Below are 17,620 nucleotides of genomic sequence, written 5' to 3' on the forward strand. Positions count from 1 at the left end.
GAATGACCACTGACCCACATGTCCCGGCGCCCTTGCGGACGTTCCGGCTGCCGACCGCCGTCGACGGCACGGATGCCGACCGGGCCCTCGGCCGAGCGCTCGTCGCCGCCTGGCAGTCCGACGGCATCTTCCAGGTCCACGCCACCCCCGCCCAACAGGAAGCCACCGAAAGGGCACTGGAGGCATCCCGGGCCTTCTGTCGCAGACCCCTCAAGGAGAAGGCAGGGTACGTCTCGGACCTCAGCTACAGCGGCTACGTGGCCTCCGGCGAGGAGGAGACGGCGGGGGAGCGGGACGGCTCGGAGATCTTCACGGTGTGCCCCGACATCCCGGCCGACGACCCCCGCGTCATCGACCAATGGCCCTGCCACGGCCCGGCACCCTGGCCCTCACCCGGCTACGCCCGCGCCATGAAGGGCTACATGACGGCCGTCGGCGAGTTGGGGCACCGCCTGCTCCGGCTCACGGCTCTCGGCCTCGGCCTGGACGACCCCGACCACTTCACCCGGCTCACCGCGGACGGCTGGCACCACATGCGGGTCCTGCGGTTCCCGCCCGCCGACGCGCGCTCCGAACGCGGCATAGGCGCCCACACCGACTACGGCTTGCTCGTCATCGCAGCGCAGGACGACGTCGGCGGCCTCTACGTCCGGCCACCCGTTCCCGGCGAGGAACGCGGCCGAAACTGGCTGCCCGGCGAGTCCATGGCCGGCCGTCACGAACACGAGGAGCCGTGGACCTACGTCACCCCGGTCCCGGCCGTCCTCACCGTCTTCCCCGGCGACATCATGCAGTTCATGACCGGCGGCGCCCTCCTGTCGACCCCGCACAAGGTCCGCCTGGCCGACCGCGAGCGCTACACCCTCGCCTATTTCCACGAACCGGCCTTCAACGCGGTGGCCCGCCCGCTCGACACCGCGGACCCCACCGAGTACATCCACTACGGCACCCACTTCACCCGGATGTTCATGCGCTGCTATCCGGAGCGCGTGACCACCGCCCGCATCGAGACGGAGGGCCGGCTGAAGGTGCTGGACCGGCTGCGCGAGGAGGCACTGACCTGAACCGACCGACGTGCGCCCGACTCGGCAGGGCCGGCACCGGGCCGCGGCCCCGCCATGAGCCCGGCTACGGCACCACCGTCACCGGCCACCGCCCCGCCTTCACCAGACGCACGGCGACCGACGCGACGATCCGGTGCGGCGCCTTAAGACCGTGTCCTACGTGGTGAGGCCGACGGTGACCCGGTATGGGGCGGGGTACTTGGAGTTGGATCGGGCCGGACGGACTGTATGACATTGCGAAGCCGCTGATCCCAGAGCAACGAACGCGGCCGCAGGGCGGCGGAACAGCCAACCCCCTGGTGAGACGCTGTTCGCGGCCATCGTCTATGCGTTGGTCAGCGGTCGGCGACGGCTTCGAGTGCGAGGGTTTGTCGTCGCCTGCCTCGAGGGTGAGCTGCCGGGTGGCCCGGGCGGCGGGCCGAAGGGCGTCAGCGCGCAAGGTGATGCTGTGGACCCGGGCGCGCTGGAGCCCGAGGGAGTCGTGCACCGCGTACGCGGTCCGGGCCAGGAGGAGCGCCGCCGTCACCGCACGGCTGTTGCTCGCCGCCGGCTTCGTGGAACCGGGGACGCACCGCATCGCGCTCGCCGAAGAGGCCGTCCGCACTGCCCGCGAGGCCGACGACCCAGCCACGATCCACGCCCTCGAGTACGTGCGATCCGACCGGCCGGAAGCCGGCCGGTCCCGTCCTCAGCGCCATGCCCGCTCACGAGCGGCACTCGTTGCCACCTGGGGGAAATCCCGCCCGGCACCCGGCCCACGAGCGGATCCCGGTCGACTGCCACGACCTCCGGACCGACGGTGCGGCACGTCGACGCTATCTCCGTGCCGAGCAGCCCTGCTCAGTGGACCAGGACTCTGCCGGCGCGCATCGGGTCCGTCTGTGTCGCTGCCTGCTCTGCCCCACCCTCGTTGCGGTCCCTACCTGTGATGCGGCGGCGGAGGGGGCGAGGGCGGGATGCCGGACAGGCCGGGGGCGTGCTCGGGCCACACCAGCAGCACAGGGCAGGGGGCATGGTCGACGACGAACCGACTGGTCGGGCCCAGGCTCTTCGGGCCCAAATGGCTGCGGTCACCGTCGCGGGCCACGATGAGCAGGCCGGCTCCTTGGGCCGCGGCGACCACTTCGCGCTCGACACGGCCGGTGCGCTCGATACGGGTACAGGGCCGGTCGAGACGGTCGGCCGCCTTCTGCAGCAGCTGCCGAGCGGAATCGGCGGCCAGATGCTCCATCTGGATGCCGGGATCGCGTTCGGCGCGGCCGCGGCCCAGGAGGCCGGCGAACGCGCCGTGCCCCACCCCCGCAACCTCTTGTCCGGTCACGTGCAGCAGCGCGATGTCGGCCTCCTCCGGTGCGTGCACGCGGGCGGCATCCACACACGCCGGCCAGGTGCCCTCGGCGATCCAGACGACGATGGCCATACGGATGATCCTCCCAGCCTCCCGCAATGACTTGCCCAACGTCCGATCATGCGCAGCACGCCCAGACGGTCACCACCGAACAGGCCGTCGTGCGCCTGGCACGGTGCACAGACGCCCGGTGACCTCGCCCAGCTCCCCGTCAGTGTCGCCCTCGCGCACGGTACGCCGCCATACCAGCGTCGCCGGGGATCCGGCGTAGGTGAGGTAGGGGTCGACGTTGAAGTCCAGCAGCACCGGGAGGAGCGCCCCAGGACAGACCAGGGCGGTAAGCGGCGGGAATACCACGGCTGCAGCACGCGATCGAGGAGCGCAGTGCCCCTTCCGGCTTGAGCTGCAGAGCCCAGAGGTTTGTCGAAGTGGGCGGCATTCGTGTCCCGATGCAGGGCATCCGGCGCCACCGCGACGCCTGGGTCGGCCGCGGGATTCCCGCAGCGGAGATCGACCGCGCCATGGAATTTCAGGACCGCTGGGGCGGCCTTGCCCTGCCACCGGCTCCGTTCTACGAGGGCGGTCCGCGCATCCTGGGCGCCGACCATCCCGAGGGCTCGGCGACGAAGGGCTGGTCGTTCCCGGCCGGGAGCGGGCGGGTGTCCATGGCCTACGGATTCATGATCGGACCTGGAGGCGAGTTCGGGATTGATGCCAACTGCTGGACGCCCCTGCACGCCAACACGGACGGATGGGTGGAGTCCTTGGCGCTCGCTGCCCATGCCGGACGCTGGGCCAAGACCGTCACCAAGATCAGAGGCAAGGCCGTCGAGTCCCTGGATCTCGGCGGGTATGAGCCGGTACCTGAAGTGCGGGGCCTGCCCGACACGTGGTGGCGAGGCAAGGACTCGCTGATCGCCCTCTACCGCGGCGAAGCTGTTGGCCTTGACGCACCTCAATGCCTTGAGGCTCACGTCTACGGAGGCCTCGATGAGGGGGCCTCCACGGTGGCTAGCCGCTCGCCAGCCCCTCCGGATCTCCTTACAGCGCAGGGGCCGTGCAAGGTCTGAAGAAGTGGCTTGTTCCCAGGTCGGATGTCAACCACGATCACCTCATGACGACCAGAAAGGGCCGTGCCGTCTAGGCGCCCCGCTCCGCTCTCCACCGCTCGCGCACCGCCGTCGCCGCACCGCAGTGCCCGATGGCCGTGACCGACCGCCCACTCAGGAGAGCCAACCCGTGCAGCAGACCGCCCTCGTTCCCTACGCCCACCTCCCTCAAGCGCACCATGACCGCCACGTCCTGACCAGTACCGTCGACATTTGCGGCGCCGCCCACTGGCTGCTTGCCGAACGCGCTCCGCAACCCGGCGGCGATGTCCTGCCCTTTGACGCGCTAGTCGTTTCCGTCGATTTGGGCGGCAACGTCGAACTCACCGAACTAAGCGCCGTGCGTGCCGGCTGGCCGCACCTGGACCGCCGGATGCGGCCGTGCCGGGTTTTCCGTCGCCAGATCGGCACCAACTGCCGGTGCAGAGCGCGTGCTTCGGCCCGGAGTGCCCCCAGTGCGGTGGCCGGCAGCTGCCGGTGTGACAGCAGGGGGTCGCGCCAGGTGCCGATCAGGGCGGTGGAGATGGCTTCGTTCCACCGGGAGCTTCACGGCAGCACCAGTTCCCGGGCGGCCAGCCGCGTGAGTGAGCCCGCGGTAGGCCGGATGATGCTCCTGCGGCAGATCGTCGCCGGACGACGCCTCTGTCACCCCCTGGTGGGGGCCGCGGACGGCTCGGCCGGGTCCCGGGTGGCCGACGTGGCGGACGAGCGGGACGCGGCGGGGCGGGAGGGGGACGAGTACGAGGGGACGGCACGGGTGGCGGGCTCGGTGGGCCGGGCGGTCTCCGACGGGCTGCCGCTGGGTTCCCGTGCGGTGGGAAGCGGGCGCGGGGTGGTGGTGGGTGACGCGGACCGCTCGGGCACGGGGATGGTCGCCGAGGGCGGAGCCATGGGGATCGTCGGGGAGCGATGGGTACCGGAGGCGGACGGCCGCAGGGGCAGGACGACGAGCGCGGCGACACCGACGGTCAGGGCGGCTCCGGCGGCGGCGCGCAGCACCTTGCGGCGGGCTGCACCGCGGCGGATCGCCTCGTAGCGGCCCGGAGGTGCGCCGAGGTAGTCGGAGGGGGGCCGCAGGAGGACGGTGAGCGGGTCGTCGGGGTCGCGGTCCGGGCCCTCTTCAGCGTGTGTGATCAAAGCTTCTCCCCAGGTGGGCGCGGAGCAGTTCACGGGCCGCGTGGAGGTCGGCCTTGACGGTGCCCTCCTTTCGTCCGGTCAGCATGGACACCTCCCGGATCGGCATGTCGGCGTAGTAGTGGAGCAGGATCGGCACCCGAAGCCGTTCGGGCAGGGACTGCACGAGCAACCGGACTGAGGGATCCGCCTGTTCGGAGGTCGGGCCGATCGCGGACTCGGTGGTGGCCCGGCGTAACGCCTTGCGCTCGCGCTCCAGTTTGCGCCAGTGGTCCCGGACCAGGTTGGCCGCGGTGACATAGAGGAAGCCGCGCGGTTCGTCCACGGCCGTCCAGCGGGCCCACAGCCGGGTGAACGCCTCCGAGGCGATCTCATGGGCCGTCCCGTCGTCGTCGACGAGCCGGCGGCACCAGCCGGCGAGACGTGGGTAGAGGGCGGCGAACAGCTCGGACGCTTCCTTCTCGCGGGACCGTTTCAACGTTCTCCATAGGGTGGTGGCGTTCACGGAGCAAGACCCCGGGCCGGCAGACGGGGTTCCCGCCGGCCCGGGGCGCGGACGCCGTCAGGGGCTCGCGGAGCGCAGCACCGCGAAGACGATCACGTTGTCGAGGTAGCCGTCGCCGGTCCGGGCTCCGCCACAGGTGATGAGCCGCAACTCCGGCCGGTCCACGTCGCCGTAGACCTCCTTGGTGGGGAAGTCGGCCTTGGCGACCGTGCGCACCTCGGTGACGGCGAACACAGTGGATGTGCCGTCCTGAAGACGGGCCACGATCTCGTCGCCCTTGCGCAGGTCCGCGAGGTGCCGGAAGACGCCGTCGCCGTAGGAGCCGACCGTGACATGACCGAGGATCACCGACGGTCCCTTCTGCCCTGGGGTCGGCGAGTGCTCGTACCAGCCCGCCCGGTCGTGCGCGGCGATCGGCGGCACCTGCACGCTGCCGTCTTTCGCGAGGCCGAGCCGGATGAGCGGCGTGTCGACGCCGATGGCCCGCACGCGCAGCGAGAGGGGCACCGAACGTCCCACCGTGGTGACGGACTTGGCGGCGGGCGAACCACTGACGGAACTACCGCCCGTGCCCGCCCGACCCGTGTCCGCCCCACCCGAGCCGCCGGGCCCACCACAGGCCACCGCCACAAGGGTCAGGGCAGCGACGAGAAGGGCACGTACGGCTACGGCGGCCGGGAGGAGACAGGTCCGCCCGGCCGGCACCCCGGTGCCGGGCCTGTCGGTGGTCACGCCTCGTTCGCGCGCCGGCGGCGGAGCAGCAGGACCGTGCCACCGCCCAGGACGACAACCGCGGCGGCGCCCCCGCCGATCAGGGCGCCGTGGGAGGAGCCCGAGGAGGTCGGGACCTCACCGGTGTCCGGGGCGCCGCTGGGGACGACGCGGACCTGACCCTCCGAGGGAGCCGCGCTCGGAGCCCGGGTCGGCTCGGCGCTCTCGCTCGGGGCTCGGGTCGGCGCGGTGGTCGCGCTCGGCGCCGCGGAGGGGGCTGTGCTCGGGGAAGCGGACGTCCCGTCGGCGAATGCGGGCATCGCGCCCGCCATGACGGCTGCGCACGCGAGGGCCAGGGCACTGAGGCCGGTTCGACGCATGGATCGCTCTCTCTTTCATCGGTCGACCCACCGGCGGGACCGGCGGTGGGTGGCATGGATCGAGCGGAGAGACGAACGGGACGGGAGACGGGTTGCAAAGAGAAGGCAAAGCCACGCGGGCCCGAGCGCATCGATGCGCCGCGACGCGCACTGCCGCACTGTGCGATCGCCATTCGGCATGTCGTTGGCCTGCCGTCGGCCTTCAGCCCAGTGCACGGACGCTCGCCGCTCTCATTCATGACGAGCCGAGTCGAAGTTGAGCAGCCCGGGCCCCGCGTGACGGAAGAAGTGAGCTTGCTCCGCTTTGACGGACATCATTGGTGCGGTGGTCAGGATGCGAGTGCGGTCTCGTATTCGACGGGACTGCGGTAGCCGAGGCTGCTGTGCAGTCGGTGCAAGTTGTACCAGCCCTCGACGAAGTCGAAGATCGCGGTGCGGGCCGCAGCCAGGCTGGGCCAGGTTCTCGTGTCGAGCAACTCCCGTTTGATGGTGGCGAAGAACGACTCGGCGAGCGCGTTGTCCCAGCACTGTCCGGTGCGTCCGACGGGCAGATGGACGCCGAACTCCGTTGCCAGGGTGGGGAATTGCTGACTGGTGTATTGACAGCCACGATCCGAGTGAAAGATCACCGGCCGGGTGGGACGACGCTGTCGGCAGGCCGCCGTGAGGGCATCGGCGACCAGATCGGCCCGCAGGTGATCGGCCGTCGCCCAGCCGATTACCCGGCGGCAAGCGATGTCGATGACCGTGGCCAGATAAAGCCAGCCCTCCTCGGTCGGGACGTAGGTGATGTCGCCGCACCAGCGGGTGTCGACGCCGTCCGGGTCGGGATCGAACTGCCGCAGGACGAGGTCGGGCCGGGAGGCGGCGTGAGGGTCGGGGACGGTGGTCAGGTGCCGTCGCCTGCGGTGGCGGCCCTCCAGACCCGCCGCCTCCAACCGTCTGCCATGCCATGTTGCGCCCTCCGGACAACCGCGGCAGGCTGCGCAGTTCGGGGCGTGAAACCCGAGGGGTGGACTGCATGATCTCCACCAGACGCGCGGCAGTGGCCCGCAGCGCGGCCAGCTCTTCCGGAGTCGAGATCAGAACAGCGGCACTGGCACTCTGCTCGTCCCACGCCGGGGTCATGTCGGACCGAAGCGCGATTCACTCCTTGGCCTGCAGTGCGTCCGGCAGAAGCTGGTCAGTTGTCGTGATTGTCTGCGGGTGGCCGACGAGTTGCTCGGATACGCCCTGCTCCAACAGAGCGAGCGTCGCGGCGGCGCTGGTGTCGAGGACCACCCGCCCGTTCCGGGCGGCCTGCACCGCCTGAGTCTCAGCCGGGTCAACCGGGATGCCGACGGCGTATGTGACCGGCCGTTCTGCGGTGCGGCGCATGCATGCCTCGGCATAATTCCGGCCTGCGGCCAAAGAGAGTATTCCTACGGGCAGTTCGCCGCTGGCGACCTTCTGGCGGACTCTTTGGTGCGTTACCCCGCCGCCGTCGCATCGAGTTGGCCGCAGGCTCCTGTGCACGAGCTCCGGCCGGGTGCCCCGGGTGGCGGACGCCGGGCGGTGGCGCCATCGGCCGCTGGGTCGTTGCTGCTACAGGCGGTCCCGGCAACGCTTCGCCGGCCGAGGCAATCCGTCGGCGGGCGTTGCCGTAAGCGACGCCCCGCTCGGGTCGTAGGGCGCATCGTCCGTCTTCGTGTCCTGCGCGGGCGCCGGGCGACACCACCCGCATGACATGCCGGTGGTGCCGAACGCACCGCGCCCGCCCGCGTTGGGCGTGCCGCAGCAGGTCTGGGAGGATGGCCGGCAGCTGTCCGTCCTGGGTTCGGAACCCGCGGGCGGCGAGAGGCGGGCGGGCGCGGGCAGCGGTCCGGCGGACGGAAGAGCGGAGCGGTAGGGCACGTGCCGGAGTACCCGGAGTATTTCGCAGCGGTCGTGTTCGCCGCGGGCGGCGGCGTCAGCGCCCTGCTGGCGCCGCACCGGTTCTCCGCCGCTGTCCTGTTCTGCCTCGCGGTGACCTCTGCCGGACTCGGCGTGGCCGGTCGCAGTGCGGCAGCCCACCCGACGATTGCCACCGTCCTCGCCGTGGCCGCCCTGCTGCTGGCGCTCGCGCTGGGCCTGTTGCTGCTGGCCGACGGCGTCATTCTGGTCCGGTGCTACGGACCGCAGGCGGGCCTGCTGGCGACCGGGGCCGCCGGCGGCGCGGTGCTGGCGGTGGTCGGCCTCGACGTGGTCTTCCGCGCGGTCGGCGGCGAGGCGTTGGGTGTCCTCGTTCTCGCGGTGAACGCGGTCGCGGGGTACCTCGCTCTGCTCTTCATGGTCTTCGCCGGCTACGTGTTCGTCCGGGGTCGTAGCACCCCCTTGCCGGAAACTACCCATGTCGTCGTCCTGGGCGCCGGGCTCGATGGCGACCGGCCCGGCCCGCTGCTGACCCGCAGGCTGGAGCGCGCCCTTGCCATCGACGCCACCAGCGCACCGGACACGCCTCCTGTGGTGTTCGTCCTCTCGGGCGGCCAGGGCGCCGACGAGGTCCGCTCCGAGGCGGACGCGATGGCCGACTATCTACGCGGACGCGCAGTGTCCGCCGACCGGATCGTGCGGGAGGACCGCTCCGTCAACACCGGGCAGAACCTGCGTTTCAGCGCGGCCCTCGTGGACAACACCAGTCCCGGCCACCGTGCCACGGTGGTCACCAGCGGCTTCCACGTCTACCGCACGACCCTGCTGGCCCGCCGCGTCGGCGTGCCCGTGCACGTCGTGGGCGCGCCGACCTCCCCCGCCTACTGGCTGGCCGCGACCCTGCGCGAATTCGCTGCTGTCCTGTGGCTGGACCGCCTCGCCCTGGTCGGACTCAGCCTGCTGCTGGCGGTGCCGGTGGCGACGGCGGTATTCGAGCGCTGAAGCGCCGGCGGCAGCCCTCGTGAGATGTCCTGACGAAGACGCCGTACATGGTGCGGTTGAGGAGGGGAGAGGACCGGGTGGGCCGCCCGACCGGTGCGCGCAGCCCCTCGACGGCTCCCACCGTCGCCGCCTCACCACAGCTGGGTTCCCGGGGCGCCCTTGAACGGTCCGCGCACCTCCGCGGTGATCCAGCCGCCGTAGAAGTCGCCCTCCTGCGCCATGACCTGCACTCCGTCGACCGTGCAGCGGTCCATGCGGCTGGGATAGAAGGCGAAGAAGTCGGCGAGGGGTGCGTAGCCGGGCTCGGGACGGGGATAGCTCCAAGCGGCGCGAGCGCGTACGTCGTCTCCCACGATGACGTCCCAGTACTGGGCCGGTCCCTTCCATTCGCACCAGGTCCGGCCCGAGACCGCCGGGAACAGGAGCGCCGTACGGACGTCCTGCGGAGGGATGTAGAACACGGGGGGATGGCTGGTCTCCAGTATCCGCACGGCCCGGCGGGTCTCGGCCACCACCTGCCCGGCGCACTCCACCCGCACGTCACGGTCGTCCTCCCGCATGACGGGCGGCCGCGGGTAGTCCCAGACCGACTCGGGCGTCCGCGAGGCGGAACGCGGCAGGGGATCTTCCAGCGGGCCCAGATACGCCTCGTCCTCGTAGCACCAGGCCCAGTCCCGGTCGCGTGCCAGGGTGCGTGCCACCGGGTGTGCGCTGGAGTCGAAGTGGGCCGTGGCGTGAGCGCCACGAGAGCTGTCGCTGCAGCCCACGTGGCCGCAGGTCAGGCACAGCAGCAGGTCGGCCGGTGCGCGTCCGCTCGCCGCGCAGGACGCGCACGTCTCACTCAGCGGGGGTGGGTCCGCCGTCCAGGTGTGGGAGCACGGTTTCCCTGAGGGCCGGCCGCCATCGGGCCGGGGCGTCCATCTCGTCATCGGTGATCACCGGCCTGTGCGGTCGGCATCGCGCTTCTCGGCATCACTGCGCCCCGGCCCACGCTCGTGTAGCTCACGCTCTCTCCTGTGTGGTCCTCGTTCTCCTCCCTGTTTCGCCGCGACACCGCGCGGGAGATGCACGCCGCCCGGTACGCCTCCCGCCGGGTCGGCTCACCACGCCGGAGGTGTGCGCCACCGGGAAGGGGCCACGGTCACCATCGTCTGGGAGGGAACCGGCAGCCAGGTCTTCCTCACCTCACACTTGCCATGGAGCGCGCTCGAAGTCATAGCGTGGAGGACGCAACGGCGCACGAGGCCGACTCAGCGCCCGCTCCTCCCGGCCGAAGCGTGGTGCTCAAGGCGTCCCGGCAGCGCTCCACAGCCTGTCGTTCCTCGGGTTCATCGACCGACGTCAGGACAGCCGCATGCCACCGATGGACGAATCGGTCGACGTTATGGCGGGTCATCGGGAGCAGGTTGAACTCGGCGAAGTCGAGCTCCGCCAGCCAGTGTGTGCCCACGGCCGATGGGCGGGACGTGACGAGGAAGAAGGTCCCGGGGTAAAGGTCGACGAGATCATGCAGCCAGCGCCGCACTACGGGTCGTTCGCTCTCGGATACTTCGTCCACGCCGTCGATGAGGACCATGCCGCGGCCGCTTGCGAGCACTCGGTCAGCCCAGTGCTCCGGCTGGAGAGCGTGCAGTATATTGCCCGCTGCGCCGAGGAATTCCTCGGGACGTGGCAGCCCTGTGTGTTGGGCGAGTGCGCGCAGGGGGAGCATGAACGGTACGCGGCCTCGCAATTCCGCCAGCCCTTCGGGAAGGCGTCTTGTGCAGAGGAGACGGCCATCCACTGCAGCAGGGGGTCTTGCCCGATCCCGCCATTCCCCGCAGCATCGCCCGGTTGCAGTCGGAAAGGGCTTCCTTTACCCGCCGACGGTTCGCCGATGGCGAGGCTCCGGCACGTTGCGAGGCCAGTTCGAGGTTCAAATAGGCGGTGTCCAGTGGCCAGCGAGCTCGGTTGGGGTCGCTCAGGTCGAGGCCGAAAATGTTGAGCTTGCCATACTTGCGTTCGATGTGCGCCAGATAGCGGGTCTCGAATTCCTCGTCGGCGCTGCCGGGATGCGGAATGCGGTCCACGAGAGCGTCTAGCGTGCGCAGTGTCTCGTCAAGCATGCGGGTCTGGGCCACCAGAGCATTGGCGATGAAGGTCGAGCGTTGAGTGAAGAAGTGCAGGATGTGGAGACAGCTCAGATCGAGGAGGCTGTCGTAGAGAGCGGTGGCATCTGCGGACAGGTCGCGCGTGGCGTCCGGGCGTGCTGCCTTCAGGCGGTGCGCCAGTTCCTCCGGCCCGAGACGGACCGCCTGGACGTCGTCCAGACGACGAGGACGGCGAGGACGGTCTGGCGCCGGAGGATGAGGAGGACGAGCCCGAGGGCCATGTCTTCCCCGCCCTGAAGATCCTCAAGGACTCGGTCGGCCGCTCGAAGATGCACCCGATCCGCGTCATCCGCAAAGAGGAGCGCGACAGCGGCCCGTGGCCGCTGATCAGCGAGCACATGGACGGCGAGCCCCGCTGGGTCCACCCCGACGTCACCGCCACCCGCGTTCCCCACATCCGGGCGAACGGCAGGCGCGTGCGCCGCGACCAGCTCGACGTACCCGACTCGTTCGGCGAGGGCGTGCTGTGCCTGATCGACCGCAACGGCAGCTTCCCCTCCGCCTGTTCGGCCGTCCCGCTCGCCCCGAACAAGCTCCTGCACACCGGCCCGCTCGACGCGTACGACAAGGCCGCAGCCGGCATCTACCTCATCGACATCCCCGCCTGGACGCGCACCGACATGCCGCACCCCCTGGGGCGGATCGCCGACCGGCCCGACGAGGACGGCCGAGCGTGGGTCACCACCCCCCACATCAAGCAACTGGTGAAACTCGTGAGGGACAACCACCTCGACGCGATGCCGACCATCCACGACTCCTGGACCGGCAAGGCCAACGAGTCGCTGTTCAAGCCGTTCTACGAAGCCACCCGCAAGGCACGCACCGAACTCGTCCAGATCCGCGGCGACCCCTACAAGGCCTACAAGACCCGGCTGTCCATCGCGCTGCGCCTGCTGTGGCCCAAGCGCCCCTCCCAGCGATCCCCGTTCTGGCGGCCGGACTGGCGCGTGAGCATGGTCGCCGAGGCCTCCGTGAGGCACTGGACCGTCGCCTTCAAGGCCGTCCAGGAAGGCCACACCCTCGTCGCGCTGCGCAACGTCGACCAGGCCATCTTCTGGACCCCACCCAACACCCCGCCGTCCACCTACCGGATCGGGACCGGCTTCGGCGAAGTCAAGAGCAAGTTCGTCCAGGCCGGCGAGACCATCCTCGGAGGTGACGACTGATGGCCGGACCCACCGGACGCGGCACCTCCCTCGGCGCCTCCTCAACGACCTGCTGCGCTCCCAGGTCACCCCCCGCCACCGGCTGTCCTCCTACAACGCCAAGCACTGGCACGCCCAGCTCTCCCAGCTCACCGCGCCCCACCGCGGGCAGCAAGCCCTCGCCGACGCCGGCCTGAACGTGACGACCAAAACCCTCATCAACTGGCTGTCCGACGCCGAGTACAACATCCGCCGCAACTACCGCGACCTCATCCACACCGCGTACGAGAACGTCGCCATCGTGCCCGCCGACCCCATCCCCCGGCACATCAAGCGGGGCCAGTACGAGATCAGCGGTGTCGTTACGACTGGCGACGACGAACGCGAACGCGGCACCGCAGACGCCGCACCCCTGCGCATCGACGGCAGCCGCGGCTACTGGGACGCGATCGAGGAGCTCTGGCTCGCCGGTGAACTCACCGACGACGAGTTCGAGGACCACTTCATCGACGACGTCATCGTCGAGGACTCGGCGAAGGCACCGACGGCTGGCAGTTCACCGGCGGCTCCTACTCCGTCGAACTCCGGTAGCAACCGGCACGAACAGCCGAACCACCCGCCGGAACAGGGGAATCCACACCACGGTCCATCCACCCAGAACGGCGGACGTTCCGGCGGATACCGGCGCGCCCCGCAGCATGGCAGCTCCACACGGACGTCGGACGCCACGACACCTTGATCCTTTCGGCTCCGAGCCTGTTGAATCAGGAGATGACTGAGACCGGTGTGGACCTTGGCACCGTCAACGCGCCCTCCGGGATGCTCGTGCTGGGGATGGCGGGCTGGATCGACTACTGGCCGCAGGTCGGGGGGCCACTGTCCGAGCGGGCCCGGGCCGCAATAGCCGGCGGCGGCGGTCACCTGCACGGACCTGAAGACACCGAGCCATCCGCTTGGATGTGCGAGGCGATCGCCGTGGCAGCAGCCGCCGACCAGCCCTTGCAGGTTCGGGCCCGGACCTCAGCCTCACCCTTCGACGGGGCACCGACGATCGCCGTCCTGGAGGTAGAGCTCGGCTTGCCCTGGCCCAACCCCGATGGCCGCGAGCCCGTGCAGCTCGGAGACCTGCCTGTCGACCGGTGCGGCATGGTTCTCGGCGACGCCCGGGCGCTGGACGGCTTCACCGGCCTGGGCCAGTCCACCGACGGCCTGGCGGACGTCACCTACTGGGGCAAGTACGCAGACACCGTCCATGCCCAGTTCGGTGGCGACCGCACAGCGGACACGGCCCGCGCGGATGGCTCGACCTCCCGTTGGACGAGGCCGAAGCTGTCGCCGAACGGCTCCGGGCTTGGACCCGCGAAGGACCCGGCAACGGCCTGAGGGTCGCCGTCGACGCCCACACCGACTTCCATCGACTCACCCGGGCCGGATGGGGCCACCCACTGCTCGCGGGCACCATCGACCTCGACGCCTGCCAAGTCCTCGGCCTGGGCTGGGATCCCGGGGATCACTCCATGCGCCACCGCGGAGAACGGGCCTACGGTCAGGTCTACCCCGCCACACTCGAAGCCCGCGCGGGCGCAGCGGTACTGCGCTGGACCATCCCGCCGTACGAGCCTGGCCGGTGAACCGCACTGCGACTGGAAGAGCGCCAGAAGAACGCAGTTGAGCGGGATGGTACGGCGCGGCACACGCGCCCGATGAGCCACAGCACGCAGCCAGGCCGCTGGAACGGGCCCTGGTACAGGGCCGACGTCGCCAAGCTCATCGCCGTCAGCCGCGCACCGGCCGACACATCCGTCATCCTCGAACGATCTTGCAGGACCTACTCGTCGCCTTCACGACTCTGGACTCTCGACGGGAGCTGGCCATATGAGGTCGATGAGCCAGGGCCGGACAACCTGCTCCAAGTCGCGCGAGAACTGGTCCCCGCTGCCACCTGCCATCCACTGTGCCCATTGGCGCGTCGCGCCCGCGGCCCAGTCGACTTGACCGAGATCCCTGCCGCCTCCGCCTGGTGCCTGCCCTAACGGCCAACGTCACTGCTTCCGTCATGTCAGTGAGGGTGGGTTCGATGCCCGCCGGGCCACTCGATCAGGTGATCGCGGTGGTCCGCCTGGGCGAGTCTGGTTCGGAGCGCCTTAGCTTGACGCTGTGACGATCTCCGCAGGTCTTTCATCCTCAGGTACCCGTGTGCCCTCTCCCTCCGCGGAGCCGGTCACCCGTCCGACGCCTTTCGGCACGCCGCATCCTTCTGCAGGCCTCGAATGGTGGTATCTCAACGGGCATCTGAGCGGTGCTGACGGCCGGGAAGCCCATTGGATGATCATCATCATCCGGCATGAGGCACTGCACGACCCGGGAGCCGAGCCAGGGTACTTCTGCGCGTTCACCTGCGACGGGGATCCAGGCGTGTTCTCGGGAAGCTGGGTGAGTCCGGCCGGCCTCGGCGTACTGCGGGATGCGCACAGTGGTGATCTGGTTGAGGACACTCAGTTGCGGGCTGCTCTCTTGGAGGTTCTCGCTGAGGGCGTGCCGCTGCCCGACCGGCTCATCGAGGAGCCGGTGCGAAGCAGTGACACCGTGCTGGATATCGCTCTGGGGGAGTTGGGGGCGCTTTTTCGCAGCGAGAGCGGGGGCTACCGCCTGAGCTTCCACGGTGGGGGACTGCCGCAGCTTGACCTTGAACTCATTCCGAAGAAGCCCTCTGTGGCGCAGTTCCACGAACACGGCCAAATGAGCGGGCGGTTTCCCGACGGAGGAGACACGCAGACCACACGCATTTTGCCGCGGTTGGATGCGCAGGGAACAGTGACCTATGCGACTGGCGAGCAGGTCGCTATGCAGGGGCAGGCGTGGTTCGAAAACACCTGGGGTGGCGCGATGGGACGTACCGAACGTCGCAAAAGCGCGGGTGACCTTTCGTGGGAATGGGCCGGCGTCCAGTTGGACAATGGCTGGGAGATCAGTGCTCTGCAAAAGTACGTGGCAGACGTCGTCACCGGCTCACAGCGGGACCAGGTCATCGTAGCCACAGCGGTCGCCCCGGAGGGGAGCGTCGCCCATCATGAAATGATCTGGCAGCCCCTGCGTCACTGGACGTCCGCAGCCACGCTCAACACGTTCCCCACCGCGGTCCGCTTTCGCATCCCAGCACTCGACATGGACCTCGAAGTCACCGGACCTGCCGACGGACACGAGATCCGCACCCTCATCGCCGGCAGCGGATGGTGGGAGAGCCCGGCGATCGTAACGGGCACCATGGGCGGGACTCCTGTCCGCGGCCAGGCGTTCCTGCAGACACTCCCGGTCGGTACCATCGACAACATCAGCAGCGTCACGCGTCGCGCCTTTGCCATCGCCCGCGACGAGGCCGCCGCCGTCTACCCGAGCAGTCCCAGGAGCGCACTGGCAGCGGTGACCGGTACTGAGCAGGGCCCGCCACTCGATACTTCGACGCAGGACCGGCTCCACGAATCGCTCGTGCAGCCGGTGCGCATGCTCCTTGACGCACCTGGCCGGGCCTGGCGGCCATACACGGCCCTGTCCGTCCTGTGTCTGTTCGGCGCCGACCCGGAACCCTACCGGCCCCTGGCCGCCCTGACCGAGCTGCTGCACACCGCCTCGCTGATCATCGACGACATTCAGGACGGCTCCCCGCTGCGGCGCGGCCGCGCCACCGTCCACGAAGTCATCGGGACCCCGGCTGCCATCACTGCAGGAACCGCAGCCTTCTTCGCCTTCGAGCCTCTCCTGCAGCGCATCCCCCAGCACGATCCGGCCACCATGCTGCGCGTATACCAGCTGTGCCTGCGCGCCTTACGCGCAGGGCATGCGGGCCAGGCGCTGGACCTCTCCTCGCACCAAGCGGCCTTTGATCATGCCGTCACCACCGGCGACAACCGTCAGCTGCTCGCGGACATTCGCACCACGCACCGGCTGAAGTCCGGCGTGCCGGTTCGCTGCATCGCCGAGGTCGCGGCGGTGCTGGCCGACGCCGATGAGGCTCAGATCCGGGCCGTCGGCGACTACTTCGAAACGGTCGGCATCGTCTACCAGATCAGCGACGACGTCGCAGACTTGGACGGGGTGAGCACAGCCCAGGACCGTCGTCAGGGCCGGACGGCCAAGCGTCCGGCAGAGGACCTCCTCAACGGCAAGGTCACCTACCCCGTCGCCCATGCCGTCGCGCGGCTGGACCAGGCGGACCGGTTCCGGCTGCGCGACGCCCTGCGCCTGCGTACACCCGCGGGAGCCGCCCAGGCCGCCGAACTCCTGACCCACAGCGGATCTCCGCAGATCTGCCTGGAAGACACCCACGACATGATGACTCGTGCCTGGGCTGCACTGGCGCCTGTCCTGCCACCCACGCAGCACAAGGCGCTGATCTGTGCCTTGGGCTGGTACGCCGCCCAGCGGATCCCCGACCAGGCCGGTCCGGACGCCGAAGAGGACGCGCGGTGACCAGCACGCCGGCCGACGATCCTGTCACCGCATCGCACGGTAAATCCAGCGTGGGGAGCACCGAAGGGAAGCCAGCCACGGGCGCATCGGGACGCGGGGCCCGGTTGACGCTGGAAGAGGTCTGGAAGTCCTACGGGCGCCGACCGGTACTGCGCGGTGTCGATCTCGTCGTGCCGGCGGGCGCCCTGGTGGGCATCGTGGGCGAGAACGGGGCAGGCAAGACCACTCTGCTCCGCACCGTGATCGGCGAGTTGGTACCAGATCGAGGAAAGGTCAACCGGGTCGGCGAGGCGGGGTACTGCCCGCAGGAAGCCGTGGTCAATCCACTGCTGAGCGTGGCCCAGCACCTAGAACTCTTCAGGGTCGCCCACGAGCTGGCGGACGTGAAGAGAGCCCGGGAGCTGCTGGCCATACTCGGCTACGCCGAGCCGCTCGAGCAGCGAGTCGGGACACTGTCGGGCGGAACCCAGCAGAAGGTCAATCTGGTCCTGGCCCTGATGCACGATCCTCCGCTGCTGGTCCTGGACGAGCCCTACCAGGGCTTCGACTGGCACACCCACGAGCGGTTCTGGGAGCTCGCCCGGCACCTTAAGGAACGCGGCCAGTCCATCGTCGTCGTCTCTCACCTGATCCATGACTTGGCACATTTCGACACCGTCCTCGAATTGCGCGACGGCAAGCTGCACCAGGGGGTCTCGACGGCATGACACGTGGA

At 69.8% G+C, this 17,620-nt stretch carries 16 protein-coding genes and 4 pseudogenes; 9 read left to right on the top strand and 11 right to left on the bottom strand.

Annotated elements, in window-relative coordinates:
* Window positions 1-2: 2 nt before the first annotated feature.
* The gene (locus D1369_RS41985; protein WP_007379180.1) at window positions 3-1,064 is read left to right on the top strand and encodes a 2-oxoglutarate and iron-dependent oxygenase domain-containing protein; all 1,062 of its coding nucleotides are present in this window, start codon (window positions 3-5) and stop codon (window positions 1,062-1,064) included.
* Between the two features lie 64 nt (window positions 1,065-1,128).
* On the opposite strand, the pseudogene D1369_RS41990 reads toward D1369_RS41985, so the two are convergent.
* Window positions 1,129-1,209: pseudogene (locus D1369_RS41990) on the bottom strand (universal stress protein); the annotation flags it as partial.
* A 40-nt stretch (window positions 1,210-1,249) separates the two neighbouring features.
* Between D1369_RS41990 and D1369_RS43540 the strand changes: the two are divergent.
* Window positions 1,250-1,407: pseudogene (locus tag D1369_RS43540) on the top strand (IS5/IS1182 family transposase); the annotation flags it as partial.
* 576 nt (window positions 1,408-1,983) lie between these two features.
* Here D1369_RS43540 and D1369_RS42000 read toward each other — a convergent pair.
* On the bottom strand, window positions 1,984-2,484 hold the full coding sequence (locus tag D1369_RS42000) for a universal stress protein (RefSeq protein WP_037898523.1): 501 nt from the start codon (window positions 2,482-2,484) through the stop codon (window positions 1,984-1,986).
* 287 nt (window positions 2,485-2,771) lie between these two features.
* Here D1369_RS42000 and D1369_RS42005 point away from each other — a divergent pair.
* Window positions 2,772-3,427, top strand: a pseudogene (locus D1369_RS42005) (hypothetical protein).
* 739 nt (window positions 3,428-4,166) lie between these two features.
* Here D1369_RS42005 and D1369_RS42015 read toward each other — a convergent pair.
* From D1369_RS42015 to D1369_RS42040, 6 genes are all read right to left on the bottom strand, one after another.
* Window positions 4,167-4,658, bottom strand: a complete 492-nt coding sequence (locus D1369_RS42015) for a hypothetical protein (protein ID WP_007379174.1) — start codon at window positions 4,656-4,658, stop codon at window positions 4,167-4,169.
* On the bottom strand, window positions 4,642-5,133 hold the full coding sequence (locus D1369_RS42020; protein WP_007379173.1) for an RNA polymerase sigma factor: 492 nt from the start codon (window positions 5,131-5,133) through the stop codon (window positions 4,642-4,644). The genes D1369_RS42015 and D1369_RS42020 overlap by 17 nt, the downstream gene beginning before the upstream one ends.
* 84 nt (window positions 5,134-5,217) lie before the next feature.
* A complete protein-coding gene (locus D1369_RS42025) occupies window positions 5,218-5,892 on the bottom strand; it encodes a class F sortase (protein ID WP_118083086.1) in 675 nt (224 codons plus the stop codon).
* Window positions 5,889-6,251, bottom strand: a complete 363-nt coding sequence (locus tag D1369_RS42030; RefSeq protein WP_007379171.1) for a hypothetical protein — start codon at window positions 6,249-6,251, stop codon at window positions 5,889-5,891. Before D1369_RS42030 ends, D1369_RS42025 begins: the two co-directional genes overlap by 4 nt.
* A 329-nt stretch (window positions 6,252-6,580) precedes the next feature.
* A complete protein-coding gene (locus tag D1369_RS42035) occupies window positions 6,581-7,189 on the bottom strand; it encodes an IS3 family transposase (RefSeq protein WP_158680088.1) in 609 nt (202 codons plus the stop codon).
* 208 nt (window positions 7,190-7,397) lie between these two features.
* The gene (locus D1369_RS42040; RefSeq protein WP_007379169.1) at window positions 7,398-7,628 is read right to left on the bottom strand and encodes a hypothetical protein; all 231 of its coding nucleotides are present in this window, start codon (window positions 7,626-7,628) and stop codon (window positions 7,398-7,400) included.
* A gap of 516 nt (window positions 7,629-8,144) precedes the next feature.
* Between D1369_RS42040 and D1369_RS42045 the strand changes: the two genes are divergently transcribed.
* Window positions 8,145-9,143, top strand: coding sequence for a YdcF family protein (locus tag D1369_RS42045; RefSeq protein ID WP_118083087.1), 999 nt, complete (start codon window positions 8,145-8,147; stop codon window positions 9,141-9,143).
* Between the two features lie 131 nt (window positions 9,144-9,274).
* Here D1369_RS42045 and D1369_RS43545 read toward each other — a convergent pair whose 3' ends face one another.
* The 3 genes and pseudogenes from D1369_RS43545 to D1369_RS42055 all read right to left on the bottom strand — a co-directional run bounded on the left by D1369_RS43545 (window position 9,275) and on the right by D1369_RS42055 (window position 10,926).
* The gene (locus D1369_RS43545; protein WP_237557733.1) at window positions 9,275-9,703 is read right to left on the bottom strand and encodes a DUF427 domain-containing protein; all 429 of its coding nucleotides are present in this window, start codon (window positions 9,701-9,703) and stop codon (window positions 9,275-9,277) included.
* 90 nt (window positions 9,704-9,793) lie between these two features.
* Window positions 9,794-9,988: pseudogene (locus D1369_RS43550) on the bottom strand (UBP-type zinc finger domain-containing protein); the annotation flags it as partial.
* 368 nt (window positions 9,989-10,356) lie between these two features.
* Window positions 10,357-10,926 (bottom strand): NACHT domain-containing protein, encoded by a 570-nt coding sequence (locus D1369_RS42055; RefSeq protein WP_276147331.1) that lies wholly within the window; start codon window positions 10,924-10,926, stop codon window positions 10,357-10,359.
* A gap of 462 nt (window positions 10,927-11,388) precedes the next feature.
* On the opposite strand from D1369_RS42055, the gene D1369_RS42060 reads away from it, so the two are divergent.
* The 5 genes from D1369_RS42060 to D1369_RS42085 all read left to right on the top strand — a co-directional run bounded on the left by D1369_RS42060 (window position 11,389) and on the right by D1369_RS42085 (window position 17,612).
* Window positions 11,389-12,459: a hypothetical protein gene (locus D1369_RS42060; protein WP_240436150.1), complete on the top strand. Its 1,071-nt coding sequence runs from the start codon at window positions 11,389-11,391 to the stop codon at window positions 12,457-12,459.
* Window positions 12,449-13,177 (top strand): hypothetical protein, encoded by a 729-nt coding sequence (locus tag D1369_RS42065; protein WP_240436151.1) that lies wholly within the window; start codon window positions 12,449-12,451, stop codon window positions 13,175-13,177. Before D1369_RS42060 ends, D1369_RS42065 begins: the two co-directional genes overlap by 11 nt.
* Before the next feature lie 32 nt (window positions 13,178-13,209).
* Window positions 13,210-13,821, top strand: coding sequence for a hypothetical protein (locus D1369_RS43555; RefSeq protein WP_063649533.1), 612 nt, complete (start codon window positions 13,210-13,212; stop codon window positions 13,819-13,821).
* Window positions 13,822-14,595: 774 nt separating this feature from the next.
* Window positions 14,596-16,905, top strand: coding sequence for a polyprenyl synthetase family protein (locus D1369_RS42080; protein ID WP_050789632.1), 2,310 nt, complete (start codon window positions 14,596-14,598; stop codon window positions 16,903-16,905).
* Window positions 16,902-17,612: an ABC transporter ATP-binding protein gene (locus D1369_RS42085; RefSeq protein WP_240436152.1), complete on the top strand. Its 711-nt coding sequence runs from the start codon at window positions 16,902-16,904 to the stop codon at window positions 17,610-17,612. Before D1369_RS42080 ends, D1369_RS42085 begins: the two co-directional genes overlap by 4 nt.
* Window positions 17,613-17,620: the final 8 nt, after the last annotated feature.

Source organism: Streptomyces sp. CC0208, assembly GCF_003443735.1.
GTDB lineage: Bacteria > Actinomycetota > Actinomycetes > Streptomycetales > Streptomycetaceae > Streptomyces > Streptomyces sviceus.